The 25,752-nt window shown below is 69.3% G+C and carries 22 protein-coding genes; 12 read left to right on the top strand and 10 right to left on the bottom strand.

Features of this window, described 5'->3' with window-relative positions; genetic code table 11:
- Nucleotides 1-13 precede the first annotated feature (13 nt).
- The 9 genes from benC (at nucleotide 14) to KRX52_RS15690 (ending at nucleotide 10,031) form a co-directional block, all read left to right on the top strand.
- Entirely contained in the window at nucleotides 14-1,024 is a 1,011-nt protein-coding gene (benC, locus tag KRX52_RS15730; protein ID WP_217682664.1) for a benzoate 1,2-dioxygenase electron transfer component BenC, read from the top strand.
- Nucleotides 1,025-1,088: 64 nt separating this feature from the next.
- Nucleotides 1,089-1,880, top strand: a complete 792-nt coding sequence (locus KRX52_RS15725; RefSeq protein WP_217682663.1) for a 1,6-dihydroxycyclohexa-2,4-diene-1-carboxylate dehydrogenase — start codon at nucleotides 1,089-1,091, stop codon at nucleotides 1,878-1,880.
- Nucleotides 1,881-1,961: 81 nt separating this feature from the next.
- A complete protein-coding gene (locus KRX52_RS15720) occupies nucleotides 1,962-3,296 on the top strand; it encodes an MFS transporter (RefSeq protein ID WP_217682662.1) in 1,335 nt (444 codons plus the stop codon).
- A 459-nt stretch (nucleotides 3,297-3,755) separates the two neighbouring features.
- A complete protein-coding gene (locus KRX52_RS15715) occupies nucleotides 3,756-5,021 on the top strand; it encodes an OprD family porin (protein WP_437439709.1) in 1,266 nt (421 codons plus the stop codon).
- Nucleotides 5,022-5,261: 240 nt separating this feature from the next.
- On the top strand, nucleotides 5,262-6,491 hold the full coding sequence (locus tag KRX52_RS15710; RefSeq protein ID WP_254797619.1) for an ABC transporter substrate-binding protein: 1,230 nt from the start codon (nucleotides 5,262-5,264) through the stop codon (nucleotides 6,489-6,491).
- Between the two features lie 128 nt (nucleotides 6,492-6,619).
- Nucleotides 6,620-7,480 carry a branched-chain amino acid ABC transporter permease gene (locus tag KRX52_RS15705; RefSeq protein WP_254797618.1) on the top strand — a complete coding sequence of 287 codons (861 nt, stop codon included), beginning with the start codon at nucleotides 6,620-6,622 and terminating at the stop codon, nucleotides 7,478-7,480.
- A gap of 15 nt (nucleotides 7,481-7,495) precedes the next feature.
- Nucleotides 7,496-8,527 carry a branched-chain amino acid ABC transporter permease gene (locus KRX52_RS15700; RefSeq protein WP_217682660.1) on the top strand — a complete coding sequence of 344 codons (1,032 nt, stop codon included), beginning with the start codon at nucleotides 7,496-7,498 and terminating at the stop codon, nucleotides 8,525-8,527.
- A complete protein-coding gene (locus KRX52_RS15695) occupies nucleotides 8,524-9,282 on the top strand; it encodes an ABC transporter ATP-binding protein (protein ID WP_217682659.1) in 759 nt (252 codons plus the stop codon). Before KRX52_RS15700 ends, KRX52_RS15695 begins: the two co-directional genes overlap by 4 nt.
- Nucleotides 9,282-10,031, top strand: a complete 750-nt coding sequence (locus KRX52_RS15690; RefSeq protein ID WP_217682658.1) for an ABC transporter ATP-binding protein — start codon at nucleotides 9,282-9,284, stop codon at nucleotides 10,029-10,031. The genes KRX52_RS15695 and KRX52_RS15690 overlap by 1 nt, the downstream gene beginning before the upstream one ends.
- Before the next feature lie 90 nt (nucleotides 10,032-10,121).
- Here the strand turns inward: KRX52_RS15690 and KRX52_RS15685 are convergent, their stop codons facing one another.
- The 3 genes from KRX52_RS15685 to KRX52_RS15675 all read right to left on the bottom strand — a co-directional run bounded on the left by KRX52_RS15685 (nucleotide 10,122) and on the right by KRX52_RS15675 (nucleotide 14,737).
- Nucleotides 10,122-11,174 carry a TRAP transporter substrate-binding protein gene (locus KRX52_RS15685; RefSeq protein ID WP_367890552.1) on the bottom strand — a complete coding sequence of 351 codons (1,053 nt, stop codon included), beginning with the start codon at nucleotides 11,172-11,174 and terminating at the stop codon, nucleotides 10,122-10,124.
- A 235-nt stretch (nucleotides 11,175-11,409) separates the two neighbouring features.
- A complete protein-coding gene (gene wrbA, locus KRX52_RS15680; RefSeq protein WP_217682657.1) occupies nucleotides 11,410-12,006 on the bottom strand; it encodes an NAD(P)H:quinone oxidoreductase in 597 nt (198 codons plus the stop codon).
- A 64-nt stretch (nucleotides 12,007-12,070) separates the two neighbouring features.
- Complete coding sequence (locus tag KRX52_RS15675) at nucleotides 12,071-14,737, bottom strand: EAL domain-containing protein (RefSeq protein ID WP_217682656.1); 2,667 nt, start codon at nucleotides 14,735-14,737, stop codon at nucleotides 12,071-12,073.
- Nucleotides 14,738-14,947: 210 nt separating this feature from the next.
- On the opposite strand from KRX52_RS15675, the gene KRX52_RS15670 reads away from it, so the two are divergent.
- Entirely contained in the window at nucleotides 14,948-16,177 is a 1,230-nt protein-coding gene (locus KRX52_RS15670) for a nucleoside recognition domain-containing protein (protein WP_217682655.1), read from the top strand.
- Nucleotides 16,178-16,268: 91 nt separating this feature from the next.
- Here the strand turns inward: KRX52_RS15670 and KRX52_RS15665 are convergent, their stop codons facing one another.
- The 4 genes from KRX52_RS15665 to KRX52_RS15650 form a co-directional block, all read right to left on the bottom strand.
- A complete protein-coding gene (locus KRX52_RS15665) occupies nucleotides 16,269-17,045 on the bottom strand; it encodes a MetQ/NlpA family ABC transporter substrate-binding protein (RefSeq protein ID WP_217682654.1) in 777 nt (258 codons plus the stop codon).
- Nucleotides 17,046-17,101: 56 nt separating this feature from the next.
- Complete coding sequence (locus KRX52_RS15660; protein ID WP_217682653.1) at nucleotides 17,102-17,770, bottom strand: methionine ABC transporter permease; 669 nt, start codon at nucleotides 17,768-17,770, stop codon at nucleotides 17,102-17,104.
- A complete protein-coding gene (locus tag KRX52_RS15655; RefSeq protein ID WP_217682652.1) occupies nucleotides 17,770-18,777 on the bottom strand; it encodes a methionine ABC transporter ATP-binding protein in 1,008 nt (335 codons plus the stop codon). The genes KRX52_RS15660 and KRX52_RS15655 overlap by 1 nt, the downstream gene beginning before the upstream one ends.
- Before the next feature lie 222 nt (nucleotides 18,778-18,999).
- A complete protein-coding gene (locus KRX52_RS15650; protein WP_217682651.1) occupies nucleotides 19,000-19,437 on the bottom strand; it encodes a hypothetical protein in 438 nt (145 codons plus the stop codon).
- Between the two features lie 207 nt (nucleotides 19,438-19,644).
- Between KRX52_RS15650 and KRX52_RS15645 the strand changes: the two genes are divergently transcribed.
- Together KRX52_RS15645 and KRX52_RS15640 are read left to right on the top strand one after the other, a co-directional pair.
- Entirely contained in the window at nucleotides 19,645-20,100 is a 456-nt protein-coding gene (locus KRX52_RS15645) for a roadblock/LC7 domain-containing protein (RefSeq protein WP_217682650.1), read from the top strand.
- A complete protein-coding gene (locus tag KRX52_RS15640; RefSeq protein WP_217682649.1) occupies nucleotides 20,097-20,456 on the top strand; it encodes a hypothetical protein in 360 nt (119 codons plus the stop codon). Before KRX52_RS15645 ends, KRX52_RS15640 begins: the two co-directional genes overlap by 4 nt.
- A gap of 43 nt (nucleotides 20,457-20,499) precedes the next feature.
- Here the strand turns inward: KRX52_RS15640 and KRX52_RS15635 are convergent, their stop codons facing one another.
- Genes KRX52_RS15635 through tssM form a run of 3 tightly spaced genes read right to left on the bottom strand, consistent with a single transcriptional unit; the run spans nucleotide 20,500 to nucleotide 25,750 of the window.
- On the bottom strand, nucleotides 20,500-21,483 hold the full coding sequence (locus KRX52_RS15635; protein WP_217682648.1) for a serine/threonine-protein kinase: 984 nt from the start codon (nucleotides 21,481-21,483) through the stop codon (nucleotides 20,500-20,502).
- A complete protein-coding gene (locus KRX52_RS15630) occupies nucleotides 21,480-22,211 on the bottom strand; it encodes a PP2C family protein-serine/threonine phosphatase (RefSeq protein WP_217682646.1) in 732 nt (243 codons plus the stop codon). Before KRX52_RS15630 ends, KRX52_RS15635 begins: the two co-directional genes overlap by 4 nt.
- Nucleotides 22,211-25,750, bottom strand: coding sequence for a type VI secretion system membrane subunit TssM (tssM, locus tag KRX52_RS15625; RefSeq protein ID WP_217682645.1), 3,540 nt, complete (start codon nucleotides 25,748-25,750; stop codon nucleotides 22,211-22,213). The genes KRX52_RS15630 and tssM overlap by 1 nt, the downstream gene beginning before the upstream one ends.
- Nucleotides 25,751-25,752: the final 2 nt, after the last annotated feature.

Here is a 25,752-nt window from a genome sequence, read left to right as displayed (position 1 = left end):
AGCGAGGTGCAGCATGTCGCACAAAATCGCACTGAATTTCGAAGACGGGGTTACCCGCTTCATCGACGCCAAAGGCAGCGAAACCGTGGCCGACGCCGCGTACCGCCAGGGCATTAACATTCCGCTGGACTGCCGGGTCGGCGCCTGCGGCGCCTGCAAGTGCCAGGTCGAGTCCGGCAACTACGAACTCGGTGAGGATTTCATCGAAGACGCCCTCAGCGCCGACGAGGCCGCCCAGGGCATGGTGCTGACCTGCCAGATGCGCGCGCAAAGCGACTGCGTGGTGCGCGTACCGGTGGCCTCCAGCGCCTGCCGCATCAAGCAGGGCAGCTTCCGCGCCGCCATTCGCGAGGTGAAGGCGCTGTCGGACAGCACCATCCGCCTGGCCGTCGAGGGTGACGAACTGGGCAAGCTGGCGTTCCTGCCCGGCCAGTACGTCAACCTGCAGGTACCGGGCAGCGAGCAGAGCCGCGCCTACTCGTTCAGCTCGATGCCCGAGGACGGCAAGGTGTCGTTCCTGATCCGCAACGTGCCGGGCGGCCTGATGAGCGGCTACCTCACCCAGCTGGCTAAGGTCGGCGACGTGATGACCATGACCGGCCCGCTGGGCAGCTTCTACCTGCGCGACGTGCGCCGGCCGCTGCTGCTGCTGGCCGGCGGCACCGGGCTGGCGCCGTTCCTGGCCATGCTGGAAAAGCTCGCCGCCAGCGGCAGCGAGCAGCCGGTGCACCTGATCTACGGCGTCACCAACGACTTCGACCTGGTGGAGATGGACAAGCTGGCGGAATTCGCCCAGCGCCTGCCCAACTTCACTTGGAGCGCCTGCGTGGCCAATCCGGACAGCCAGTACCCGCACAAGGGCTACGTGACCCAGCACATCGCGGCGGGCCAGCTGAACGACGGCGACGTCGACATCTACCTGTGCGGCCCGCCGCCGATGGTCGAAGCGGTCAACCAGGATCTGCGCCAGCGCGGAATCCAGCCGGCCAACTTCTACTACGAGAAGTTCGCGGCCAGTGCCTGACAGTCCTTTGGGCCCGCGGTCCGGCTGAAGCCGCGCGGGCTATTTTTTTCACGGATGCCTCGCCATGCACAAACAACAAGTACAACAACGCTTTGAACAAAAGGTGGCGGTGATCACCGGCGCCGCCCAGGGCATCGGCCGTCGCGTCGCCGAGCGGATGGCCGCCGAGGGTGGTCGTCTGGTGCTGGTCGACCGCTCCGAGCTGGTCCACGAGCTGGCCGACGAGCTGGCCGGCGTCGCCGAGGTGCTGACCCTCACCGCCGACCTCGAACAGGCTGGCGACTGCCAGCGGGTGATGGCGGCGGCGGTCGAGCGCTTCGGTCGCCTCGACATCCTGGTCAACAACGTCGGTGGCACCATCTGGGCCAAGCCGTTCGAGCACTACCGGGAAAACGAGATCGAGGCCGAAGTGCGTCGCTCGCTGTTCCCCACCCTGTGGTGCTGCCACGCGGCGCTGCCGCAGATGCTCGCCCAGGGCAGCGGCGCCATCGTCAACGTCTCCTCGGTCGCCACCCGCGGCGTCAACCGCGTGCCCTACGGCGCGGCCAAGGGCGGCGTCAACGCGCTGACCGCCTGCCTGGCGCTGGAGACCGCCGAACGCGGCATCCGCGTCAATGCCACCGCACCGGGCGGCACCGAGGCACCGCCGCGGCGCATCCCGCGCAACAGCGCCGAGCAAAGTGCCGAGGAGAAGGTCTGGTACCAGCAGATCGTCGACCAGACCATCGACAGCAGCCTGATGAAGCGCTACGGCACCATCGACGAGCAGGCCGCGGCGATCCTGTTCCTCGCTTCCGACGAAGCTTCCTACATCACCGGCGTGACCCTGCCGGTCGGTGGTGGCGACCTCGGCTGAACCGCCTGTTTGACTCCCCGCCCGCTGCTCCCACGAGCCGCGGGTTTTTCCTGTGCTGCAAATAAAAACAAGAGAAAAGCCATGAGAAAGATCGACGTTCACGACATCATCGACAATGCGTCCTTCACCCGCTTCCACTGGATGGTCATGTGCCTGTGCGCACTGCTGCTGATCTTCGACGGCTATGACCTGTTCATCTACGGCGTGGTCCTGCCGGTGCTGATGAAGGAGTGGGGGCTGACCCCGTTGCAGGCCGGCGCGCTGGGCAGCTATGCGCTGTTCGGCATGATGTTCGGCGCCCTGTGTTTCGGCACCCTGGCCGACAAGATCGGCCGCAAGAAGGGCATCGCCATCTGCTTCGTGCTGTTCAGCGGCGCCACCGTGCTCAACGGCTTCGCCAGCGGCCCGACCGAGTTCGGCCTGTTGCGCTTCGTCGCCGGCCTCGGCTGCGGCGGCCTGATGCCCAACGCGGTGGCGCTGATGAACGAGTACGCGCCCAAGCGCCTGCGCAGCACGCTGGTGGCCATCATGTTCAGCGGCTACGCGGTGGGCGGCATGCTCTCCGCCGGCGTGGGCATGTACATGCTGCCGACCTTCGGCTGGCAGGCGATGTTCTTCGCCGCCGCCGTGCCGCTGCTGCTGCTGCCGGTGATCATGCTGTTCCTGCCCGAGTCGGTCGGTTTCCTGGTGCGCCAGGGCCGCAGCGAGCAGGCCCGCGCCCTGCTCAAGCGGGTCGATCCGGCGCGCCAGCTGCGCGCCGACGACGTGCTGGACATGGCTGACGTGAAGGGCAAGGGCGTGGCCGTACTGGAGCTGTTCCGCGAGGGCCGTGCCGTGCGCACCCTGTCCATCTGGGTGGCCTTCTTCTGCTGCCTGCTGATGGTCTATGCGCTCAGCTCCTGGCTGCCCAAGCTGATGGCCAACGCCGGCTACAGCCTGGGCTCCAGCCTGTCGTTCCTGGTCGCGCTCAACTGCGGATCGGTGGTCGGCGCCATCGGCGGCGGCTGGCTGGGTGATCGCATGAACCTGCCGCGGGTGCTGGTGGCGTTCTTCATCATTGCCTCGGTGTCGATCAGCCTGCTCGGCTTCAACAGCCCGATGCCGGTGCTCTACCTGCTGATCGCCGTCGCCGGTGCCACCACCATCGGCACGCAGATCCTCCTGTACGCCCTCGCCGCGCAGTTCTACGGCCTGTCGATCCGCTCCACCGGCCTCGGCTGGGCCTCCGGCATCGGCCGCAACGGCGCCATCGTCGGGCCGCTGCTCGGCGGTGCGCTGCTCGGCATCAACCTGCCGCTGCAGCTCAACTTCATGGCCTTCGCCATTCCCGGCGCCATCGCCGCCATCGCCATGCTGGTGTTCTCGCTGAGCGGCCGCGAGGCCGTGCCGGCACGCCTGGCGGATCCCGCCGTCTGATCCAGACTGCCGGCCAGCGCGGCGTGCGCTGGCCGGCAGTCGGTCAGGCCGCGCGCACTCCAGTCCGCATTCGCGGACCTATATTGCGCCGTCGTTGCGGGGGGGGATTGTTCAATTATCCCGGCAGGATTTCTGCTGCCTGTTCTGCCCGACCGGATAGCGTTCGGTGAACTTATTGGGTGTGCGGTAAACGCACAGATAAGCCGGCGCGATGTTGTTTTGCGCGGGAAAAACTAGAAGATAGGGCTGCAGCTGTTGCGCAATATCCGTCGGGTGGCGCTGCAGTAAAAGCCGGCGAATTACCTGTGGTGACAATGGATTGATTGGCGTCTTTTCGGAATAGCGCCGAAGGGACGTTGCTTGGCCTGTCGTCCTGTGGCGGCGGTGTTTCTCAAAAATAAAAAGCCAAATAATAAGAAGAGTTAGCACATGAACAAAAAAGCGAATCTTCCCCTGTTGATGATGGCCTCCAGCGGTATGGCGCTGGCACTCCCGGTCGCGGCCTTGGCGGCCGAGGGCGGCTTCATCGAGGACTCCACCGCCACCCTGACGGCGCGCAACTACTACTTCAGCCGCGACTACTCCGACATCGTCGGCAGCCCGGCGGCGCAGAACAAGTCCAGGGCCGAGGAGTGGGCGCAGGGCTTCATCCTCAACTTCAAGTCCGGCTATACCCCCGGCACCGTAGGCTTCGGCGTCGACGCCATTGGCCTGCTCGGCCTCAAGCTGGACAGCGGCAAGGGCCGGGTCGGCACGGGCCTGCTGCCGGTGCAGGAAGACGGCGAGTCCGCCGACGAATACAGCCGCCTCGGCGCGGCGCTCAAGGTCAAGCTGTCGAAGACCGAGCTGAAGGTCGGCGAGCTGCAGCCCAACCTGCCGGTGCTGACTTTCTCCGACATCCGCCTGCTGCCGCCGAGCTATCAGGGCGCCAGCCTCGTCTCCCAGGAAATCAGCGGACTGACCCTGCAGGGCGGCCATCTGCGCTCCACCAGCCTGCGCGACGAGGCGGGCGACGACAAGATTCGTGCGCTGATCCCGACCGGCAGTGTCTACCGGCGGACGACCGTCAGCGACGGCTTCAACTACGCCGGTGCCGACTACGCCTTCAACCAGAACCGCACTTCGGTGGGCGCCTGGTACGCGCAGCTGGAAGACATCTACAACCAGCGCTTCTTCAGCCTCAAGCACAGCCAGCCGCTGGGCGCCTGGACCCTGGGTGCCAACCTCGGCTACTTCGACTCCGCCGAGGACGGCAACGAGCTGGCCGGCGAGATCGACAACCAGGCGTTCTATTCCCTGCTGTCGGCCAAGCGCGGCGCGCATACCTTGTATGTCGGCTACCAGGCCATGTTCGGTGAAAACGGCCTGCCGCGGGTGTTCGCCAACGTGACGCCGCTGGGCAACGAAGTGCCGACCTTCGAGTTCGCCGCGCCCGACGAGCGCTCCTGGCAGGCGCGTTACGACTACGATTTCAGCTCCCTCGGCATTCCCGGTCTGACCACCACCGTGCGCTACATCACCGGCGACAACGTCGACGCTGCCAACGCCGGTGGCCGCTTCGAGGGCAAGGACTGGGAGCGCGACCTGGATATCGCCTATGTGGTGCAGAGCGGGCCGCTGAAGAATGTCAGCGTGCGGCTGCGCAACGTGACCGCGCGTTCCAACTACCGTACCGATATCGACGAGAATCGTCTGATCATCAGTTACACGCTGGCATTGTTCTGATCTGACCGGCAGATAACCGGCAGTTCAAAGGTGCACGACGGGGCTTGCCCGCCGCCAGGCGGGCTTTTTTAACCCGTAACCAATATCCGGATGCACTAACTGGCGAGTGGAACTCGCCCCTGCTGTTGCGGATATATCCGCTGATCCTGCGTGAAACTCAAATAACGAAGTTGCAGTCATGTTGTTCCGGTGACGGGATGGCTGCACCTGTCGTTCGTCTGCTTGGTTCTGGAGAAAGCAATGCACAACAACAAGAAAGCATTTCAGGCCTGTTTGAATACTCCGCGCAAACTGTTCGCGGTCAGTGCCATGGCGTTGGCGCTGAGTACCTCCCTGGTCGCCTCCGTGCAGGCGGCCGATGCGGTCAAGGTCGGCATCCTGCTGCCGTTCACCGGTACCTTCGCCGCCCTCGGCGAGGCCACCAACAACGGCCTCAAGCTGGCCATCGAGCAGCAGGGCGGCACCCTCGGCGGCCGCGCGGTCGAGTACGTGGTGGTCGACAGCGAGGCCGATCCGGGCAAGGCGGTGCAGAACATGCAGAAGCTGGTGTCCGGCGCCAAGGTCGACGTGGTGGTCGGCCCGGTGCACTCCGGCGTCGGCATGGGCGCGGTCAAGGTCGCCCGCGAGAGCGGCGTGCCGCTGATCATCCCCAACGCCGGCTTCAACGCCGCCACCGGCCCGCTGTGCGCGGCCAACATCTTCCGCACCTCGTTCACCTCCTGGCAGACCGCCTTCCCGATGGGCAAGGTCGCCGCCGACAAGGGCTACAAGAACATCGTCACCGTGGCCTGGCGCTACGGCTTCGGCACCGAGTCGGTGGACGGCTTCAAGGAAGGCTTCGAGCAGGCCGGCGGCAAGATCACCAAGGAGATCTACCTGCCGTTCCCGGAAGTCGAGTTCCAGTCGCAGCTGACCGAGATCGCCGCGCTCAAGCCGGACGCGGTGTTCGTGTTCTTCGCCGGCGGCGGCGCCGCCAAGTTCGTCCAGGACTACGCCGCGGCCGGCCTCAAGGGCAAGATCCCGCTGCTCGGTTCGGGCTTCCTTACCGAGGGCACCCTGGCCGCCCAGGGCCAGGCCGCCGAAGGCCTGCTGACCACCCTGCACTACGCCGACTCGCTGGAGACGGAGCAGAACGCCAAGTTCCGCAGCGCCTACAAGCAGCAGTTCGGCAAGGAAGCGGACATCTACGCGGTGCAGGGCTACGACACCGGCCTGCTGCTGGCGCAGTCGTTGCAGGCAGTGGCCGGCGACACCGCGGACCGCGCCGCCTGGATGCAGGCCATGGAAAACGCGCGCATCGCCAGCCCGCGCGGCGAGTGGACCTTCTCCAAGGCGCACAACCCGGTGCAGAACGTCTACCTGCGCGAAGTGCGCAACGGCGCCAACGTGGTGGTCGACGTCGCCCGCGAGAAGCTCAGCGATCCGGCGCCGGGCTGCAAGCTTGCGCAGGTGGCGGCGAACGCGCGCTGACCTGCCGATGACCCGCGCGGCCGGTCCGCGCGGGTCGCTCGTGTTCACCCCCGGGCGCCGGCGGCACTCCCATCCCCTGGCTGTCGGCGTCCGGGCCTTCTGCACCCCATCGCGTGGGTAAGTAGCACATGGACCTTTCCAGCATTCTCATCCAGACCCTGAACGGTCTGCAGTACGGGCTGCTGCTGTTTCTGATCGCCAGCGGTCTGACGCTGATCTTCGGCATCATGCACATCATCAACCTGGCCCACGGCGCGCTGTACATGGTCGGCGCCTACCTGGCCTGGTGGCTGACCGCGCTGGTCGGCCACCTGTTCCTCGCCATCCTCCTCGCCGTGCCGCTGGCGGTCGGCCTCGGCGTGCTGATCGAGCGCTTCCTGATGCAGGCGCTGTACCGGCGCAACCACCTCGACCAGGTGCTGCTGACCTTCGGCCTGATCCTGGTGTTCGACGCGCTGCAGGGCATGCTCTGGGGCAACGACGTGCACAGCGTGGCGATCCCGGCGTTTCTCGCCGGTTCCATCGCCCTCACCGACACCCTCGACTACCCGGTCTACCGCCTGTTCGTCTCCGCGCTGTGCGCGCTGATCGCCCTGACCATGTACCTGATCCTGCAGCGCACCCGCCTGGGGATGATCATCCGTGGCGGCGCCAGCAACCGCGAGATGGTCCAGGGTCTGGGCATCGACATCCGCCGCATCTACACCCTGGTGTTCGCCGCCGGCGCGGCGCTGACCGCCTTCGCCGGGATGATCGCCGCGCCGCTGTCCTCGGTGTATCCGGGGATGGGCAACCAGGTGCTGATCATCGCCTTCGTGGTGGTGGTGATCGGCGGCCTCGGTTCGATCCGCGGCGCCTTCCTCGGCGCCCTGCTGGTCGGCCTGACCGCCACCTGGGGCGCGGTGCTGGTGCCGGACTTCGCCGGCATGGTGGTCTACGTGCTGATGGCGGCCGTGCTGCTGTTCAAACCCCGCGGCCTGTTCGCCTGACTGGAGACCCTATCCATGCGCATTCTGCCCACCCCGGTCCGCCTGCTGCTGCTCGTGCTCACCCTGCTGCTGGCGGCCTATCCGCTGTTCGGCGCGGCATTGTTCGGCGAGCAGCACGACTTCTACCTGCAGAAGCTGACCAGCATCATGATCATCGCCATCGTCGCGCTGAGTCTCGACCTCTTGGTCGGCATCAGCGGCATGGTCAGCCTGGCCCAGGCCGCCTTCTTCGGCATCGCCGGCTACACCCTGGTGCTGGTCGCCCCCGAATACGAGGCGCTGAGCATCTGGATCGCCCTGCCGGTGTGCCTGGGTGTCAGCGCCCTGGCCGCGCTGGTCATGGGCCTCTTGATCATCCGCACCTCCGGCATCTTCTTCATCATGGCGACCATCGCCTTCTCGCAGATGCTGTTCTACCTGTTCCACGACGCCTCCTTCGCCGGTGGCTCGGACGGCGCCTACCTGTTCATGAAGCCGGACGTCAGCATCGCCGGTGTGCAGCTGCTCGACCTGGAGAAGCGCAGCACGCTGTTCTACGTGGCGCTGGCCTCCCTGGTCGGCGTGTTCCTGCTGCTGCGCACCTTCCTGCGCGCGCCCTTCGGCCAGGTGCTGCTGGGCATCAAGGAGAACGAGTCGCGGGTGCGCGCCATGGGCTACAACCCGCTGTTCTACAAGCTGGCCGCCTTCGTCATCGCCGGCACCCTGGCCGGCTACGCCGGCATGCTGTCGGCCACCCAGTACGGCTTCGTCAGCCCCAGCCAGGTCGGCTGGGAGCTGTCGGCGCACGTGCTGGTGATGGTCATCCTCGGCGGCATGGGCAGCCTGTTCGGCGCCATCCTCGGCGCCTTCGCCTTCGAGGGCCTGCATGCCGGCTTCGCCGCGCTGACCCCGCACTGGGAACTGCTGATGGGCCTGGTGGTGATCGGCATGGTGCTGCTGCTGCCGCGCGGCATCGCCGGGCTGCTGCTGCAGTTGAGCGAACGCAAGCGTGTGAAATCCGCCGCCACTCCGCTGGCTGGCGCGCAACCCAAGGAGGCTGCCCAATGAGCGCGATCATTCTGGAAACCCGCGGCCTGACCAAGACCTTCGGCGGGCTGAAGGCGGTCAACGACGTGTCCCTGCAGGTCGGCGAGTGCGAAGTGCACGCCATCATCGGCCCCAACGGCGCCGGCAAGAGCACCATGGTCAACCTGCTGTCCGGGCACCTGCCGCCCTGCGACGGGCAGATCATCTTCAAGGGCCAGGACATCACCGGCACCTCGCCCAACCGCATCTCGCACCTGGGCGTGGGGCGCAGCTTCCAGCGCACCAACATCTTCCCGACCTTCACCTGCATGGACAACTGCTGGCTGGCGGCGCAGTCGCGGCTGAAGAACTCGTTCCGCTTCTTCCGCCGCAGCGAGAGCTACGCCGCGGTGCGCGAGCGCGCCGAGCGGGGTCTGGAGCTGTGCGGTCTCAGTGCCAAGCGCGACGTGATCGCCGGCAGCATGAGCTACGGCGAGCAGCGCCAGCTGGAGATCGGCATGGTGCTGGCCACCGAGCCGAGCTTCCTGCTGCTCGACGAGCCGATGGCCGGCATGGGCAAGGACGAGTCGAGCCGGGTGGTCGAGCTGCTCGCCAATCTTGCCAGGAGCTACTCACTGGTGCTGGTCGAGCACGACATGGACGCGGTGTTCAGCATCGCCGACAAGCTGACTGTGATGGTCAACGGCCAGATGCTGGCCAGCGGCCCGCTGGAGCAGGTGCGCAACGACCCGGCGGTGCAGGAAGCCTATCTGGGCGACGGGGAGGAGAACTTCTGATGAGCGCAGCAACGGCAATCGCCACCCGCAATGAGGCGGCCACCCCGCTGGTCGAGGCCCGCGGCCTGCACACCTACTACGGCAACAGCCACATCCTGCACGGCGTCGACTTCACCATCGCGCCGGGCGAGACCCTGGCCCTGCTCGGCCGCAACGGCATGGGCAAGAGCACCACCATCCGCTCGATCCTCGGCCTCACCGCGCCGCGCCGCGGCGAGGTGCGCATCCGGGGCGAGCTGATGACCGGCCAGCCGACCTACAAGATCATCCGCCGCGGCATCGGCTTCGTCCCCGAGGGGCGCGGCATGTTCCCCAACCTGACCGTGCGCGAGAGTCTGGTGATGGCCGCCCGTCCCGGCGTCGACGGGCGCTGCGACTGGGATCTCGAGCGCGTGCTGGCGACCTTCCCGCGCCTGGCCGAGCGCTTCGCCCACTACACCGGCAACCTCTCCGGCGGCGAGCAGCAGATGGTCGCCATCGGCCGCGCGCTGATGACCAACCCCGAGCTGCTGATCCTCGACGAGGCCACCGAAGGCCTGGCGCCCTTGATCCGCAAGGAGATCTGGCAGGTGATCCGCGCGGTCAAGGACACCGGCATCGCCACCCTGGTGGTCGACAAGAACGTCGGTGTGCTGCTCGACCTGACCGACCGCAGCATGATCATGGTCAAGGGCCGGGTGGTCTACGACGGCCCCAGCAGCGAGTTGAAGCAGCGGCCGGAACTGCTCCAGGAGCATATCGGCCTGTGAGCCGTCCGGGCCGCGGTCAGGATTCTGGCCGCGGCCCGGCGGCCCTTTCGCGGTGGCCGCAGGGAGTCCTGCGTCCACCGCACCATCACTTCAGCGCGCCGCCTGGCCGTTGTATTTGGCCACCAGCTGGCGTGCTGTCTTGAGCAGGCCGGCGCCGTTGGCGTAGCCCTGGCCTTCCACCGCGGTCACCCACTCGCCGTCCAGGCTGCGTGCGGCCTCCATCCAGCGCTGCTGCTCCTCGGGCGCGAGGGTGTGGATCTGGTTGTCCTGGGCGCGGGCCAGCTGGCGGCCGTTTTCTTCCACACGGGTATCCCACAGGCGGCCGGCCTGGGCCGACAGGGCGCGGCCGCTGTTGGCGTCGATGATCTGCCGCAGGTCGGCCGGCAGGCTGTCGTAGCGGGCCTGGTTCATGGCCAGCACCAGGGCCGCGTGCATCAGCTTGGGCATGCCCTCGGCCATCTCGGTGTGGTGCTTGACCCGCTTCTGCAGCTTGACCGCGGTGGCCACGTCCCACGGCACCGCCGCGCCGTCGAGTAGGCCGCGGGCCAGCGCGGCGGGCACCGGGTTGATCGGCATGGCCTGCGGCAGGCCGCCGAACAGCTCGATCAGCCGGCTCTGCACCGGGTTGGCGGTGCGCAGCTTGAGCCCGGCGAAGTCGGCCATGCTGAGGATCGGCTGCTTGCGCGTGTGCAGCAGCACGCTGTCGGTCAGGTGGGTGGCGAGCAGATGGATGCCCTGGTACTCGCGCTGGCCGTTGGCCTGCAGGAAGTCCCACAGCGCCTGGCTGCTGGCTTCGGCGGAGCGGTTCATGAACGGCAGTTCGAAGGCCCCGGTCAGAGGGAAGCGACCGCTGCTGTAGCCGGGCAGGGCCCAGACGATATCCGCCGTGCCGTCGCGCACCTGGTCGACCAGCTGCGCCGGCGTGCCGCCGAGCTGCATCTCCGGGAAGAAGTGGAAGCGGATGCGGCCAGCGGATTCGCGGGTGATCTTCTCGGCCCAGGGCTGGATGAGCTCGCGCTGGGTCAGCGAGTCATTGGGCATGAAGTGGTGCACCTTGAGGGTGACGGTCGACTGGGGGGCGGCTGTGGCCGCCAGGCTGGCACTCATGCAGAGTGCAGCGAGACTGGTGCGCAGAAGTTTCACCGTGACTGTCCTTCTTCTTGTTGGGTCGTGGGTGCCAATGCTGCCCGGCCGGGCAGGCGCGCCTATGCTGGTGCGCGGCCGGGACCGGCGACAATCCGCTGCGGCAGCTTGTGGGCGATAGGCGCACACAAAGTGAGGGGAATGTTCGTGGCTGGGCGCCTGCGGCCCGACTCGCCAGCCGGGCGCGCAATGGCGGGCAGGTCGCCCGCCATGCCGGCATCGAGGCGCCGGGCGACTACTGCAGGCGCACTGCCAGCTTGGCCACGTGCTCGCCCTGGAAGCGCGCCAGGGCCAGTTCCTTGGCGCTGGGCTGGCGCGAGCCGTCGCTGCCGGCGATGGTCGCCGCGCCGTAAGGCGAGCCGGCGCGCAGCTCGCTGGTGTCGGTCAGCTCCGGGGCGCTGTAGGGCAGGCCGACGATGAGCATGCCGTGGTGGGCCAAGGTGTGCCAGAACGAGGTGATGGTGGTTTCCCCGCCGCCGCCGGTGCCGGTGGAGGTGAACACGCTGCCCAGCTTGCCGATCAGCGCGCCCTTGACCCACAGGCCGCCGGTCTGGTCGAGGAAGTTGCGCATCTGCCCGGTCATGTTGCCGAAGCGGGTCGGCGTGCCGAACAGGATGGCGTCGTAGTCGGCCAGCTCCTGCGGGCTGGCCACCTCCGCAGCCTGGTCGAGCTTGGCGCCGGCCTGGCGCGCGAGGTCCTCGGGCATGGTTTCCGGCACGCGCTTGAGGGTCACCTCGACCCCCGGCACGCTGGCTGCGCCGGCCGCTACCGCCTCGGCCATCTGCTCGATATGCCCGTACATCGAGTAGTACAGCACCAGGATCTTCTTCATCGACGAGCCTCCAGACAGGGTGTGCCCGTTCAGCCTAGCAGGGTGGCGGGCGGCTGCCGTTCGTTCAGGGCTGCGCGGCCAACTGCCGCCAGGCGGCCCGTTCCTGCCAGTCGCGCAGCCAGACGGGCAGGTGTTCCGCCGGCATCGGCCGGGCGATGCCGTAGCCCTGGGCAAGGCGGCAGCCGAGGCGCTGCAGGGCCTGGCCGTGCTCGAGGGTTTCCACGCCCTCGGCGATCACGTGGCGGTTGAAGGCGGCGGCCAGGCGAATCACGCCGTCGACGATGGCGCGGTCGTCGGGGTCGACCAGCATGTCGCGCACGAAGCTCTGGTCGATCTTCAGGGTGTCCACCGGCAGCTTGCGCAGGTAGGTGAGCGAGGAGTAGCCGGTGCCGAAGTCGTCGAGGGCGAAGCGCACGCCCAGCCTGGCGCAGCGCTGCATGACCACGATGGCGCGCGGCATGTCGGCGATCGCCGCGGTTTCGAGGATCTCCAGTTCCAGCCGGGCGCGGGGGATCGCGGGGTAGCGGCACAGCAGGCGATCCAGGCTGTCGGCGAAGTCGTCGTGCATCAGCTGGTGGGCGCTGATGTTGACGCTCATGTCGACTTGCAGCCCGCTGCCCAGCCACTGCTCGAGCTGGGCCAGGGCCGTGTCCAGCACCCATTCGCCCAGCGCCCGCTCGAGGGTCCCGACGCTCTCGATGTAGGGGAGGAACTCGCCCGGCGCGATCAGCCCGCGCTGCGGGTCCTGCCAGCGGATCAGCGCCTCGACGCCGAACAGCCGGCCGTCGCCGAGGTCGACCTTGGGCTGGTAGTGCAGCACGAACTCGCCCTGCTGCAGGGCCAGGCGCAGGCGCTCCAGCTGCTGGCGGTGGCCCTGGGCCTTGCGGTCGCTCTCCGGGTCGAACAGGTGGTAGCAGTTCTTGCCGGCCTCCTTGGCCAGGAACATCGCCTGGTCGGCATGGCGCAGCAGGGTGTCGCCGTCGCCGTTGTCCTGCGGGTAGAGGGTCACGCCGATGCTCGCCGTGGTGTGCAGGTGGCTGCCGGCGATGGTCACTGGCGCGGCGATGGCCGCCTGCAGGCCGGTGAGGGTCGACGCGCAGTCCTGGGCGGAGTCGAGGTCGCCGAGCAGCAGGGCGAAGCCGTCGCCGCCCAGGTGGGCCAGGGTGTCGTCGCTGCGCAGCGCCGCGCGCAGGTTGCCGGCCATGCGCCGCAGCAGGGCATCGCCGGCGGCGTGGCCGTGGCGCTCGTTGATCTGGCGGAAGTCGTCGAGGTCGAACTGGCAGACCGCCAGCGACTTGCCGGAACGCGCCGCGCGGGCGATGGCCTGTTCCAGGCGGTCGCCGAGCAGGCGGCGGTTGGGCAGGCCGGTCAGCGGGTCGTAGTGCGCGGCGCGGTCCAGCTCGGCCTGGTGGTTCTTCAGCTGGCTGATGTCGGAGAACAGCCCGACGTAGTGCTGCACGCTGCCGTCCTGGTTGCGCACCAGCGACAGCGACAGCAGCTGCGCATAGCGCTCGCCGTTCTTGCGCCGGCTGCACACTTCGCCGCTCCAGAAGCCCTGCGCCTGCAGGCTGCGCCACGGGGTGTCGTCGTTGCTGGTGGTGTCGGCGGCCAGCCACGCCGGCTGCTGGCCGAGGGCCTCGGCCGGGCTGTAGCCGGTGATCCGAGTGAAGGCCGGGTTGACGCGGACGATCTGCCGCGCGCCGTCGAGCACCATGATGGCCTCGTAGCTGGATTCGAACACCGCCGCCGCCTCGCGCTGCGCCAGCTCGATGCGCCGGCGCTCGCTGATGTCGCGGGCAATGCCGAACAGGCCGGAGACGGCCCCGGATTCGTCGAGCAGCGGCCCGCGGCTGATCGAGAACACCAGGTTGCGGCCCTGGTCGCTTTCCAGCGCCTCGTCGCAGGTACGCACCTGGCGGCTGGCGATCACCTCGGCGTCGTGCCGGGCGATCAGCTCGGCGCTGGCTGGTGCGAACAGCTCGGCATCGCGCTTGCCGATCAGCTCGTCGAGCGGGCGACCGACGAAGGCGGCCGCGGCCCGGTTGCCCAGCAGATAGCGGCCGCCGCGGTCCTTGACGAAGATGGCGTCCTCGCTGCCCGAGACGATGCCGTCGAGCAGCCGGCGGTTGAACTCCAGCCCCTCGCGGGTGCGCCGGTGCAGCTCGATGATAACGCTGAGGGCGACGGCGATCAGCACGAAGAAGAACAGTTGCAGGCGCTCGGCCTGCGAGTGGATGGCCAGTTCGCCGCTGGGCGAGAGGAACAGGAAGGCAACGCCCAGGGCGGCAACCAGGGTGGCCAGCAGGCCGGGCTGCAGGCCGCCGAGCAGGGCGCTGAGGGCCACCGGCAGGATGAACAGGATCAGCAGCGGGCGGCCGTCGAGCAGGCCGTCGAGGCTCTGCCGCAGCCCCAGCGTGGCCAGGGTGATGGCCAGGGCGAACAGGCAGGCGACGCAGCCCCGCCGGCGCCCCTCCGTCATGCCCATGGCCAGGCGGCCGAGCTGCGCGGCGCTGCCATCGGCCGAGGGTGGCACCGCGCGCAGGGCGAGGTACAGCAGCACGCTGGTGGTCAGCACGAACAGGCCGCCCTTCCAGCTCGAGGCGCGCAGGATGGCGTCCTTGTCGGCGAACAGGGCCAGCAGGTGGTCGGAGAGGAAGATCCAGCCGAGCGCGAACAGGCAATAGGTCAGCGTCACCAGGCGAATGAACGGCGTGCGCGCCAGCTTGACCATAGGGAGTCCCCCTTCTTCTTTCGGGCGATGGTGCCACAGCGCCGTGGGGCCGACCACGCACGGAACGCAAGGTCTTTGCGCTCGCCGCTCCTGCCGGTGCACCGGCCGTTGTGCGCCGTGCCCGCTGCGGTGCCTGCCGCCGCAGCGGATGGGTGCCCCTGGCCGGCGCGGGCCGCTATCATCCGTCGCCTGATCCGGGGGAGATACAACATGCTCAACGGCCTGTGGCTGGGGTTTTTCGTCGTCGCGGCCATCGCCGCCTGCAGTCGCTGGCTGATCGGCGACGATGCCGGGGTGTTCGCCGCCATGGTCGAGAGCCTGTTCGCCATGGCCAGGCTGTCGGTCGAGGTGATGGTGGTGCTGTTCGGCACCCTGACCCTGTGGCTGGGTTTCCTGCGCATCGCCGAGCGCGCCGGCCTGGTCGAGCGCCTGGCCGTGCTGCTGGCGCCGCTGTTCCGCCGGCTGATGCCGGAGGTTCCGAGCGGCCATCCGGCGCTCGGGCTGATCACCCTCAATTTCACCGCCAACGCCCTCGGCCTCGACAACGCGGCGACGCCGATCGGCCTCAAGGCGATGCGCGCGCTGCAGGACTTGAATCCCAGCCAGACCACGGCGAGCAACGCGCAGATCCTGTTCCTGGTGCTCAACGCCTCGTCGCTGACCCTGCTGCCGGTGTCGATCTTCATGTACCGGGTGCAGCAGGGCGCCGCCGACCCGACCCTGGTGTTCCTGCCGATCCTGCTGGCCACCAGCGCCTCGACCCTGGTCGGCCTGCTGTCAGTGGCCTTCATGCAGCGCCTGCGCCTGCACGATCCGGTGGTGCTGGCCTGGCTCGGCACCGGTGCGCTGGTGCTGGGCACTTTCATGGCCTTCCTCGCCGGGCTGTCGGCCGCCGCGCTGGCTTCGCTGTCCTCGCTGCTCGGCAACCTGACCCTGTTCGGTCTGATCCTCGCCTTCCTGCTGTTCGGCGCGCTGCGCCGGGTGCCGGTATACGAGGCGTTCGTCGAGGGCGCCAAGGAAGGCTTCGAGGTGGCGAAGAACCTGCTGCCCTACCTGGTCGCCATGCTCTGTGCGGTGGGCGTGCTGCGCGCCTCCGGGGCGCTGGAGTTCGGCCTCGACGGCATCCGCTGGCTGATCGAGGCGCTCGGCTGGGACACCCGCTTCGTCGACGCCCTGCCCACCGCGCTGGTCAAGCCGTTCTCCGGCAGCGCGGCGCGCGCGCTGCTGATCGAGACCATGCAGAGCCACGGCGTCGACAGCTTCCCGGCGCTGGTCGCAGCGACCATGCAGGGCAGCACCGAGACCACCTTCTACGTGCTGGCGGTGTACTTCGGCGCCGTCGGCATCCAGCGCGCCCGCCACGCGGTGGGCTGCGCGCTGCTCGCCGATCTGGCCGGGGTGCTGGCGTCGATCGGCGTGTGCTACTGGTTCTTCGGCTGAGGCTCGCGGGTGCGCGCGGTGCACCCTAGCGCACGGGCGCCCGCCTCGTAGGGTGCGCCGCGCGCACCCGCGGGGACTTTGCTGACGTCACTCAGAACGCCGGCAGCACTGCGCCCTGGTACTTGTCGGCGATGAACGCCTTCACTTCCGGGCTGTGCAGGGCCTGGGCCAGCTTCTGCATGGCTTCGCTGTCCTGGTTGTCGGCACGGCTGACCAGGATGTTGACGTAGGGCGAGTCGCTGCCCTCGATGGCCAGCGCGTCCCGGGTCGGGTTGAGGCCGGCTTCCAGCGCGTAGTTGGTGTTGATCAGCGCCAGGTCGACCTGCTTGAGCACCCGCGGCAGGGTGGCCGCCTCCAGTTCGCGCACGCGGATGTGCCTGGGGTTGGCGGCGATGTCCTTGGGCGTGGCGGTGATGCCGGCGCCGTCCTTGAGGGTGATCACCCCGGCCTTGGCCAGCAGCAGCAGGGCGCGGCCGCCGTTGGTGGCGTCGTTGGGGATGGCCACGCTGGCGCCCTCGGGCAGCTCGGCGAGCTTCTTGTACTTGCTGGAGTAGGCGCCGAACGGCTCGATGTGCACGCCGGTCACGCTGACCAGCGCGGTCTTGCGGCTGGCGTTGAATTCGTCGAGGTAGGGCTGGTGCTGGAAGAAGTTGGCGTCGAGGTTCTTCTGCTGGACCTGCAGGTTGGGCTGCACGTAGTCGGTGAACACGCGCACCTTGAGTTCCACGCCCTGCTTGGCCAGCAGCGGCTTGACCACCTCGAGGATCTCGGCGTGCGGCACCGGGGTGGCGGCGACGCTGAGGGTTTGCGCCTGGGCGGTGGCGGAGCAGGCGGCGAACAGGGCCAGAGCGGCCAGCCGTTTTTTCATGGTCGAACTCCTTGTGGGATGCGGCGCCGGGGCGGCGGATGGCCGGCCCGGGCGGGTCATTTGCGCGAGAAACGGATCACCAGGCGGTCGCCGACGCCCTGCAGCACCTGCACCAGCACCAGCAGCAGGACCACGGTGACCGCCATGACGTCCGGCTGGTAGCGCTGGTAGCCGTAGCGCACCGCCAGGTCGCCGAGGCCACCGCCGCCGATCAGGCCGGACATGGCGGTGTAGGACACCAGGGTGATGGCGGTGACGGTGAGGGCGGCGAGCAGGCCCGGGCGCGCCTCGGGCAGCAGGGCGTTGAGGACGATCTGCCGGGTGGTCGCGCCCATCGCCTGGGTCGCCTCGATGATGCCGCGATCCACCTCGCGCAGCGCGGTCTCCGCCAGACGGGCGAACAGCGGCGTGGCGCCGACCACCAAGGGCGGGATGGCGCCGAGCGCGCCCAGCGAGGTGCCGACGATCAGCTCGGTCAGCGGGATCATCAGGATCAACAGGATGACGAAGGGCACCGAGCGCAGCACGTTGACCACCAGGGAGAGCAGGCGGTAGACGGGTTGGTTGTCGAACAGCTGGCGCGGGCCGCTGAGAAACAGCAGCACGCCGAGCGGCAGACCGAACAGCACGGTGAACAGCAGCGAACCGCCGAGCATCGCCAGGGTGTCGAGGCTGGCCTGCCAGATTTCCGGCCAGAACACGTTGGGCAGCAGTGTCTCCAGCATCAGCGCAGTACCTCCACATGCACGTCGGCGGCGGCGAGGCGCGCCAGGGCGGAGTCCGGGTCGCCGCCGCTGAGGGCCAGGGTCAGCTGGCCGTAGGGGGTGTCCTTGATGCGGTCGATGCGCCCGGCGAGGATGCTGTAGTCGACCCCGGTGTCGCGCGCCAGCTGGCCGAGCAGCGGCGCGTAGGTGGCCGCACCGCGGAAGGTCAGGCGCAGGATGCGCCCCGGCACCTGGGCGAAGTCGCCCTGCTGCTCGCCCTCGTCGACGTGCTCGGCCTCGAGTACGAAGCGCCGGGTGGTCGGGTGCTGCGGGTGGAGGAACAGGTCGGCCACGGCGCCCTGCTCGACGATCTCCCCGCCGTCGAGGACCGCCACGCGGTCGCAGACGCGGCGGATCACCTCCATCTCGTGGGTGATCAGCACGATAGTCAGGCCCAGCTCGCGGTTGAGTTCGGCGAGCAGCTGCAGCACCTGGCCGGTGGTCTGCGGGTCGAGGGCGCTGGTCGCCTCGTCGCACAGCAGGATCTTCGGCTCCAGGGCCAGCGCGCGGGCGATGCCGACGCGCTGCTTCTGCCCGCCGGACAGCTGCGCCGGGTACTTGTCGGCGTGCTCGCTGAGGCCGACGCGCGCCAGCAGCTGGGCGACGCGCGCGTCGATGGCCGCGCCCTGCCGCTCGCCGGCGAGCTTGAGCGGCAGGGCGACGTTGGCAGCCACGCTCTGCGAGGCCAGCAGGTTGAAGTGCTGGAAGATCATGCCGATGCGCTGGCGCAGGCGGCGCAGGCCGGCGGCATCCAGCGCGGTGGCGTCCGCGCCGTCGATCAGGATGCGCCCGCCGGAGGGCTCCTCGAGGCGGTTGATCAGGCGCAGCAGGGTGCTCTTGCCGGCACCGGAGTGGCCGATCAGGCCGAAGATCTCGCCGGCGCTGATCTGCAGGGAAGTCGGCTGCAGGGCGGGGATATCGCGGCCATTGACCCGGTACGCCTTGTGGACGTTGTCGAAGTGGATCACGGGAAAACCTTGTCGGTGGAGCGCGGACCGCGCAGAGGAGCCGCGGTCGGCTTGCGGCGCGTGCCGGAGGCCGGCGCGGGCGGGTTGCCAGGGCGGCCGCGGCAGCCGGGTCATGCGGAGCGGCGCCGGCGAGCCGCCGTACTGTGGTCAGTCTAGCGGCTCGTTTTGGAACGAGAAATTCTTTGGACGACTATTGATATAGCCGAATGCTGAAGGGCGCGCTTACTGGCTGCCGGCCGCTGGCGCCTTGCGCTGCACGTTGCCGCCGAGGCCGTTGGTCAGCGCCGGCGCCTTGGGCATCAGCGCGCGGGCCTTGGCCAGCGCGGTGGTGGCGGCATTCAGGTCGCCCTTCTCGAGCGCCCGCTGGCTGCGCTGCAGCCAGGCATCGGCGAGCAGCTGCTGGTAGTCCTGGAGACGTTGCCCGTCGCCCTGCTGGCGCAGGCGGTCGAAGGTGCGGCTGGCGGCATCCAGGTCGTCGGCCGCCAGCTGCGCCTCGAACTGCTGGGCCAGGGTCTGCGGCTGATCCTGGGCCTGCGGGGCAGCCGGGACCGCGGTCTGCGGCGCAGGCTGCACCGGGTCCAGGGCGCGCGGCGATGGGCTCTGGCAGGCGCCGAGCAACAGCAGGGCCAGCAGCGGCAGGCAGCGAAGGGCGGTGGACATGGCAGGAAGGCCTCGGGGTGTGCACAAACTGAGCAAAGTCTACACCGCCCGGCGCGGCAGCAGGAAGCTGGGCGAGGCGGGCGCCGGGAGCGTGGCGTACAGCTCTTAAAATCTTGTACACAAGTTGTTCTATAATATGATCATGTATAGGATCTTGCGCCTGACCGGTATCGGCGCCTCTGCCACTGCCCACATGAGGGATTGCCCATGAACACGCCCGCCGATGCGCCCCAGGCCCGCACGCCCCGGCTGAAGACTGCCTGCCAAGAGCAACTGGCCGCGCTGGCTGCGTCGATGGACGGCCTGCGCGTGGCGGTCGTCGCCTCGGCCGACGGTTTCCCGCTGGCCAGCGTCGGCCTGCAAGCCGAGGAGAGCCGGCGCATCACCGCGATGGCCGCGGCGCTAGACGCCCTCGGCCAGCGGCTGGTGCAGGAGCTGGCGCTGGGCGCGCAGGAAAGCGCGCTGATCGAGTCCGCTGAGGGGCTGGTGCTGTGCCGCCAGGTGGTCAACGGCATCACCCCGATGATCCTGCTGGTGGTCACCGGCGAAGGCAGCAATCCCGGCTATGCGCTGTGGGCGGTAAAGAAGGCCGCCCGCGCGCTGAGCGAATCCCTGGGCGCGCCGGGGAGCGGCGCGCCAACCACAAGCGAGAGAGAGCAATGAGCGCAATCAACGACAGTCTGCAACAACTGATGGCCATCGACGGCGCCCAGGCCTGTGCGGTGGTCGATTACGGCAGCGGCATGCTGCTCGGCGCGGCCGGCGGCGGCCTCGACCTGGAGCTGGCGGCCGGCGGCAACACCGAGGTGATGCGCAGCAAGGTGAAGACCATGCAGATGCTCGGCCTGGACGACAGCATCGACGACATCCTGATCACCCTGGGCAAGCAGTACCACCTGATTCGCCCGCTGGCCAAGGCCAGCGACCTGTTCGCCTACTACGTGCTGGACAAGTCGAAGGCCAACCTGGCCCTGGCGCGGCGCAAGCTGGCCGAGGTGGGCGACGCGCTGGAGGTGTGAGGCTGCGGGAGTCGCTGAACAGGGCGCTGTTGCCGTTCTCGGCTCACCCCGGGACCGGCCGCAGCCAGCGCCGCAGCCAGCTCTGCGTGGGGGCGCGGAAAGCGGCCAGCAGGCCGGCGACGTCGATGCGGCGCTGTATCGGATCGAGAGCCAGCGCCGTGCGCAGCGCTGGCCAGCAGTGCGTCGGCAGGTTGGCCGGGCGCTGCAACTGGCAGTCCAGCGCCTGTTCGCGCGCCTGCCTGGCGTCGAGGCGGCCGAACGGGTGACTGCCGCTGCACAGCTCGAACAGCAGGCAGCCCAGGGCGTAGACGTCGGCGGCGGCGGCCAGCGGGGCGCCGTCGAGCAGTTCAGCGGCGGCGTAGCGCGGCGTCCAGGCGGTGATGCGCTCGCGGCACAGGCGGGGCAGGCCGGGCAGCCGGCCTGCGACCGCCTGGCCGAGGCCGAAGTCGAACAGGCGCAGGCCATCGGCGGCGAGCAGCAGGTTGCCGGGCTTGAGGTCGCCGTGCAGCACGCCGAGGCTGTGGGCGTGGGCCACGGCTTCCAGCAGGGGCACGGCGATGTCGCGCAGCTCGGCCCACGGCAGGCCGCCAGGCCGCTCGTCGAGCAGCTGGTCGAGGGTCGGCCCCTTGAGCAGTTCCAGGGTGATGAAGGCGCGCTGGCTGGCGCTGTCCACCTCGAAGTTGAACAGCCGCACCACATGGCGATGGTTGACGCGGGCGGTGAGGGCGAACTCGCTGTACAGCAGCGCGTGGGCGTCCGGGTAGTCGGCGCAGTCGTCGCTGAGGGTCTTCAGCGCCACCCAGGGCTCGGGATCGCCGAACTGTTCGCGCAGCAGGTCGCGGGCGCGGTACACCGCGCCCATGCCGCCGACGCCGAGCAGCCGTTCGATGCGGTAGCGCCCGCCGAGCAGCTCCGGCAGTGCGCCGACGGGTCGCGCCGTGCCGCGCGGCGCCGCGGGCGTGGCAGCGCTGGCGAAGGCGAAGTAGGTCAGGTTGGCCGCCGCCGCGGCCGGCAGGCGGTCGTTCATCGGCGAATCACCACGGCGCTGAGGTTGTCGCGCGCCGGCCCCTGCAGCGCCTGGTCGAACAGGCGCTGCAGGGCCAGGCTGGCGGTGGGCAGGCTGAGGGCGGCGCCGAGGGCCTCCGGCGCCAGTTCCTGATACAGCCCGTCGCTGCACAGCAGGAAGGTGTCGCCGGGCAGCACCTCGAGCTCGAGGATCTCCAGCGCCAGCTGCTCGCCGGCCCCCACGGCGCGGGTCAGCGCGTGGGCGGCCGGATGCTCGGCCGCCTGCTCGGGCGTCAGTTGCTGCTGGTCGATCAGTTGCTGGAGCAGCGAGTGGTCACGCGACAGCTGGTAGAGCCGGCCCGCGCGCCACAGGTAGCAGCGGCTGTCGCCGGCCCACACGCAGGCGACGCGCGCGCCGCTTGCCAGCAGGGCGACCACCGTGCTGCCGATCACCGGGTCGGGGCGCGTGGCGGTCACCGTGAGGGTCTGGCCGAGGCGCCGGTTGAGGTCGTGCAGGCAGCGGCGCAGCTGCGCCAGGCGCTGTGTCAGGTCGCCGGCCTCGGGCAGTTCGGCGAGGCTGTCGACCACCAGGCGGCTGGCCAGCGCGCCGTTCTGGTGGCCGCCCATGCCGTCGGCGACCACCCACAGGCCCTGCTGCGGGCGGTCGAGCAGCGCATCCTCGTTGCGCGTGCGGACCTTGCCGGTATCGGTGCGCGCGGCGCTGCGCCAGGCCGTGGCAACCGGGCCCATCACAGCACCGCCGGCAGCTTGAAGTCGCGCAAGCGCGCGACGTCGAACGGGTTCGGCGCGCGCTGGCTGTGCAGCAGGTAGTTGGCGCGGCGGCCGCCAATGCTGGCCTTGACCAGCAGCACGTCGCGCCCGCTGTGGTAGCCGACCTCCATCAGGTCGAGCAGGCGGAACAGCGCCCAGGGTCCGCTGTTCTTGCGGATGCCCAGCTTGCGCCCGCCCAGCTCCTCCACCACCAGGCTGGTCTGGCCGTTGTCGGCCTCGCTCGGCCAGTGGAAGGCGGCCGGCACGATCGGGCCGTGGCGGTACTCCAGCTGCTGGTCGCCGAGGCGGAAGTCGGCACGACCGAGGCTGGAGTCCAGCGAGTAGGGCTCGAGTTTGAACAGCACCTGCGGCTCGTTGGGGTTCTCGGCGAAGAAGCTGCGGCGGATGGTCTGCGCGTGGCCCATCTGGGCGAGAAACTCGCTGGACAGCGGCAGGCCGCGGCCCTCCAGGCGGCGCAGCCGGTATTCGCCGGCGCTGCCGCTGACGAAGGGCTTGAGGTAGCGCTCGAAGAAGCTGTCCGCCACGCCCTGGGCCTTGAAGAACTCGCGGAAGTCGGCCAGCGCCACGTCGCTCTCGCTGTCGGCGCTGAACGGGTAACGCTGGCGCAGGGAGTGCTGGTACACGGCGTAGAGCTCGCTCTGGTAGCGCTGGTTGAGGTACTCGTAGGCGTCGCTGAGCACCAGCGTCCAGCTGTCCTCGGCGAGCAGGACCAGCCAGCTGCCGAGCGGCTGCGGCAGGCGTGCGGCGCTGCTGCGCAGGCGCTGGATGGCGTCGCGCTGGCCGTCCATGCGTGCCTTGGCCAGCTCGAAGGCGGCCTGGTCCGGCGCGCTGGCGTGGCTCAGCTCGGCGAGCTGTTGCTGCAGGGCATCCAGGGCCTGCAGGGCTGTCGCCAGCTCCGCACCGGCCCCGCCGTTGTCGTCGAGCAGCTGGTGCAGTGGCGCGAAGCGCCGCTCCAGGGCCTTGCGCGCGGTGTCCGGCAGGCTGTTCGCCAGTGCGGCCTCGGTCTTCTGCGCCGCGGCGGCGGCCAGCTGGACGGCGTTGCCGAGCTTGCCGCCCTGGTCGCCGAGCGCCTCGCCAGCCGCGGCGGTCTGGTCGGCGGCACTGGCCAGGCCGGGGAAGCGGGTGTTGTCGCGCACTTCCACCAGCAGGGCCAGCAGCGGCGAGTTGGCGGCGGTCAGCCCTGCCAGCTGCTCGGCACCCTGCTGGGTGCTGCCGAGCGGTTCCAGCGCCAGCTGCGCCAGGGCCTCGCCCCAGTGATTGGCGTAGTCGCGGAAGTACAGCTGCTCCATTTCCACCAGCAGGCGGCCGAGGTCGTTGACGCTGAGGCTCTCGCCCTCGCCGAGCACCCAGTTGTCGCGCAGGATCTCGCGCACCAGTCCGCTGCCCTGGGCGACGAAGTACTGCTGGTAGCCGCGCTGGGTATAGAAGCCGGGGATGGCCTGGTCGCTGCCGGCGAGCAGCGCGCCCTGCGGGCCGAGCTTCTGGTTCAGGCGGTAGTCCGCCAGGCTGCGCGCCTGCTCGCGGAGCATGCGGTAGACCACGCTGGCCAGCGACTCGCGGCGCAGCACCTCGCGGGCCTGGGCGACCAGCTGGTCATTCAGGGCGTAGGGCGCGAAGGCGCCGTCGAGCAGGCGGGCGAAGTGGCCGTTCAGGCCGTCCTGCGCCGCCGTGTTGCCGGCGTGGCGCTGCGACCAGTCGGCGGCCAGCCATTCCTTGAGGAAGGCCGGGTCGCGGCGCTCCTCGAGGCCCAGCATCAGGTAGGCGCGCAGGCTGCCGAGCAGGCGCTCGCGGTCATTCAGGTTGGCGCGGATCTGCGCCTCCAGCTGGCGGCCGACGCGCGGCAGCAGCAGGCCTTCCAGCTCGCGGCGGTAGGCTTGCTGCAGGATCGGCAGGGCCTTCTCGCCCTGGTACAGGCCGCCGCGCTGCGCCCAGGGAGCCTCGGCGGCGGACGGGAACAGCTGGGTCGCGGCATGGCTGCGGTCCAGCGCCGCGAGGGTGCGCAGGGCGTCGTCCTGGGCGGCGATGCCCTGGCGCTCGCGGCCCAGTTGCTGGGCATGCTCGCGCAGCTGTTCGAGCCGGCCGTGGTTGGCCGAGTAGCTGTTCGCCCAGGTCAGGCCGAACAGCGCCAGGCAGGCCAGGGCGCCGGCGTACAGCGCGCGCTGGCCCCAGTCGATGCGCCGCACTTCCTGCTGGTCGAGGCTGGCGAGGTCGGCCTCGGGGAAGATCACCCGACTCAGCAGGTTGTGGATGAAGCGTGTGCGCCCGCTGCGCAGGGTCGGCAGGACGCTGCTGGCCAGGCCCAGATTGCGGCCGATGCTGGCGCTCAGCGGGTCCAGCGGGCTGTCCAGCCGCGGCGCACTGGTCAGGTAGAAACCGCGCAGCTGGCTGGCGCGCTGGTAGCGGTTGCCGGCGAAGGCCAGCTCGACGAACAGGCACAGGCGCTCGCCGATCTGTCCCAGCTGGTGCGGGAAGTCGAGGATCCGCCCGCGGCGCTGGGTGTCGCGCTCCTGGTGCATGCGCTGGATCACCTGGCTGTTCAGGCGGCGCAGCAGCTCCTCGAATTCCTGGCGCACCACCGAGGCAGCGGTGCTGTCCTGCTCCTTGCGGAAGCTGGCGCCGAGCACCTGCTCGCTCTCCTCGCGCGACAGCTGGTCGAAGAACTCGTCGAAGCCGAGCAACTGGTCGGCCTTGCTCAGCACTAGATAGACCGGCAGCTCGGCGCCGAGGCGCTGGTGCAGTTCCTGCAGGCGCTGGCGGACCTGGCGGGCCAGGGCCTCCAGCTCCAGTTCGTTGCCGCCCTGCAGGCGCTCCAGCGGGATGTTCACCAGCACGCCGTTGAGCGGCCGGGCACGGCGCTTGCGCAGCAGGCCGAGCAGGCAGTCCCAGGCGCTGGCGTCGACCTGGGCGTCGGGCTGGGTCAGGTAGCGGCCGGCGGTGTCGATCAGCACCGCATGCTCGGCGAAGTACCAGTCGGCGTGGCGGGTGCCGGAGACGTCGCGGGTCAGGCGCTGGCTGTCGCCACGGTTGAGCGGGAAGTCCAGGCCGGAGAAGTCCAGCAGGCTGGTCTTGCCGCTGCCCTGCGGGCCGAGCAGCAGGTACCAGGGCAGCTCGTTGCGCCACTGCTCGCTGTGGCCACGGTACAGGCTGGAGTGCTTGAGAGTGCGCAGGGCGTCCTGGTAGCGCTGGCGCAGGATGCCCTGCTCCTCGCTGACCTGCTCCTCGCGGCGCAGGCGATCCTGGGCGGCCTGGTCCTGTTCCTCGGCCTGCTGGCGGCGGTTGCTGCGCCAGCCGGCGAAGACCACGAACAGCCCCCACAGCAGGCACAGCGCGGCGATGCTCAGCAGGCGGCTGGTCGGCTCTGCCCAGAACTTGTGTTCGGCGACCGCCAGCAGCGGGCCGGCGAACCAGACCAGCAGGGCCAGCACCAGCAGCAGGCACAGGCTCCACACCCAGGTCTGGCGGAAAAAGGCGCCGAGTTTGGCGAAGAAATCTTTCATCG

The organism is Geopseudomonas aromaticivorans (genome assembly GCF_019097855.1).
GTDB lineage: Bacteria > Pseudomonadota > Gammaproteobacteria > Pseudomonadales > Pseudomonadaceae > Geopseudomonas > Geopseudomonas aromaticivorans.
Note: the sequence above shows the minus strand (reverse complement) of the source record. Positions and strands in the feature narration are given on the sequence as shown.

Coding starts and splice junctions, on each gene's coding strand:
- KRX52_RS15635 (WP_217682648.1), bottom strand. CDS start 21,483: ATGAACGACCGCCTGCCGGCCGCGGCGGCGGCCAACCTGACCTACTTC.
- KRX52_RS15710 (WP_254797619.1), top strand. CDS start 5,262: ATGCACAACAACAAGAAAGCATTTCAGGCCTGTTTGAATACTCCGCGC.
- KRX52_RS15715 (WP_437439709.1), top strand. CDS start 3,756: ATGATGGCCTCCAGCGGTATGGCGCTGGCACTCCCGGTCGCGGCCTTG.
- tssM (WP_217682645.1), bottom strand. CDS start 25,750: ATGAAAGATTTCTTCGCCAAACTCGGCGCCTTTTTCCGCCAGACCTGG.
- KRX52_RS15660 (WP_217682653.1), bottom strand. CDS start 17,770: ATGCTGGAGACACTGCTGCCCAACGTGTTCTGGCCGGAAATCTGGCAG.
- KRX52_RS15700 (WP_217682660.1), top strand. CDS start 7,496: ATGCGCATTCTGCCCACCCCGGTCCGCCTGCTGCTGCTCGTGCTCACC.
- wrbA (WP_217682657.1), bottom strand. CDS start 12,006: ATGAAGAAGATCCTGGTGCTGTACTACTCGATGTACGGGCATATCGAG.
- KRX52_RS15630 (WP_217682646.1), bottom strand. CDS start 22,211: ATGGGCCCGGTTGCCACGGCCTGGCGCAGCGCCGCGCGCACCGATACC.
- KRX52_RS15725 (WP_217682663.1), top strand. CDS start 1,089: ATGCACAAACAACAAGTACAACAACGCTTTGAACAAAAGGTGGCGGTG.
- KRX52_RS15670 (WP_217682655.1), top strand. CDS start 14,948: ATGCTCAACGGCCTGTGGCTGGGGTTTTTCGTCGTCGCGGCCATCGCC.
- KRX52_RS15690 (WP_217682658.1), top strand. CDS start 9,282: ATGAGCGCAGCAACGGCAATCGCCACCCGCAATGAGGCGGCCACCCCG.
- KRX52_RS15675 (WP_217682656.1), bottom strand. CDS start 14,737: ATGGTCAAGCTGGCGCGCACGCCGTTCATTCGCCTGGTGACGCTGACC.
- KRX52_RS15640 (WP_217682649.1), top strand. CDS start 20,097: ATGAGCGCAATCAACGACAGTCTGCAACAACTGATGGCCATCGACGGC.
- KRX52_RS15720 (WP_217682662.1), top strand. CDS start 1,962: ATGAGAAAGATCGACGTTCACGACATCATCGACAATGCGTCCTTCACC.
- benC (WP_217682664.1), top strand. CDS start 14: ATGTCGCACAAAATCGCACTGAATTTCGAAGACGGGGTTACCCGCTTC.
- KRX52_RS15645 (WP_217682650.1), top strand. CDS start 19,645: ATGAACACGCCCGCCGATGCGCCCCAGGCCCGCACGCCCCGGCTGAAG.
- KRX52_RS15705 (WP_254797618.1), top strand. CDS start 6,620: ATGGACCTTTCCAGCATTCTCATCCAGACCCTGAACGGTCTGCAGTAC.
- KRX52_RS15650 (WP_217682651.1), bottom strand. CDS start 19,437: ATGTCCACCGCCCTTCGCTGCCTGCCGCTGCTGGCCCTGCTGTTGCTC.
- KRX52_RS15665 (WP_217682654.1), bottom strand. CDS start 17,045: ATGAAAAAACGGCTGGCCGCTCTGGCCCTGTTCGCCGCCTGCTCCGCC.
- KRX52_RS15695 (WP_217682659.1), top strand. CDS start 8,524: ATGAGCGCGATCATTCTGGAAACCCGCGGCCTGACCAAGACCTTCGGC.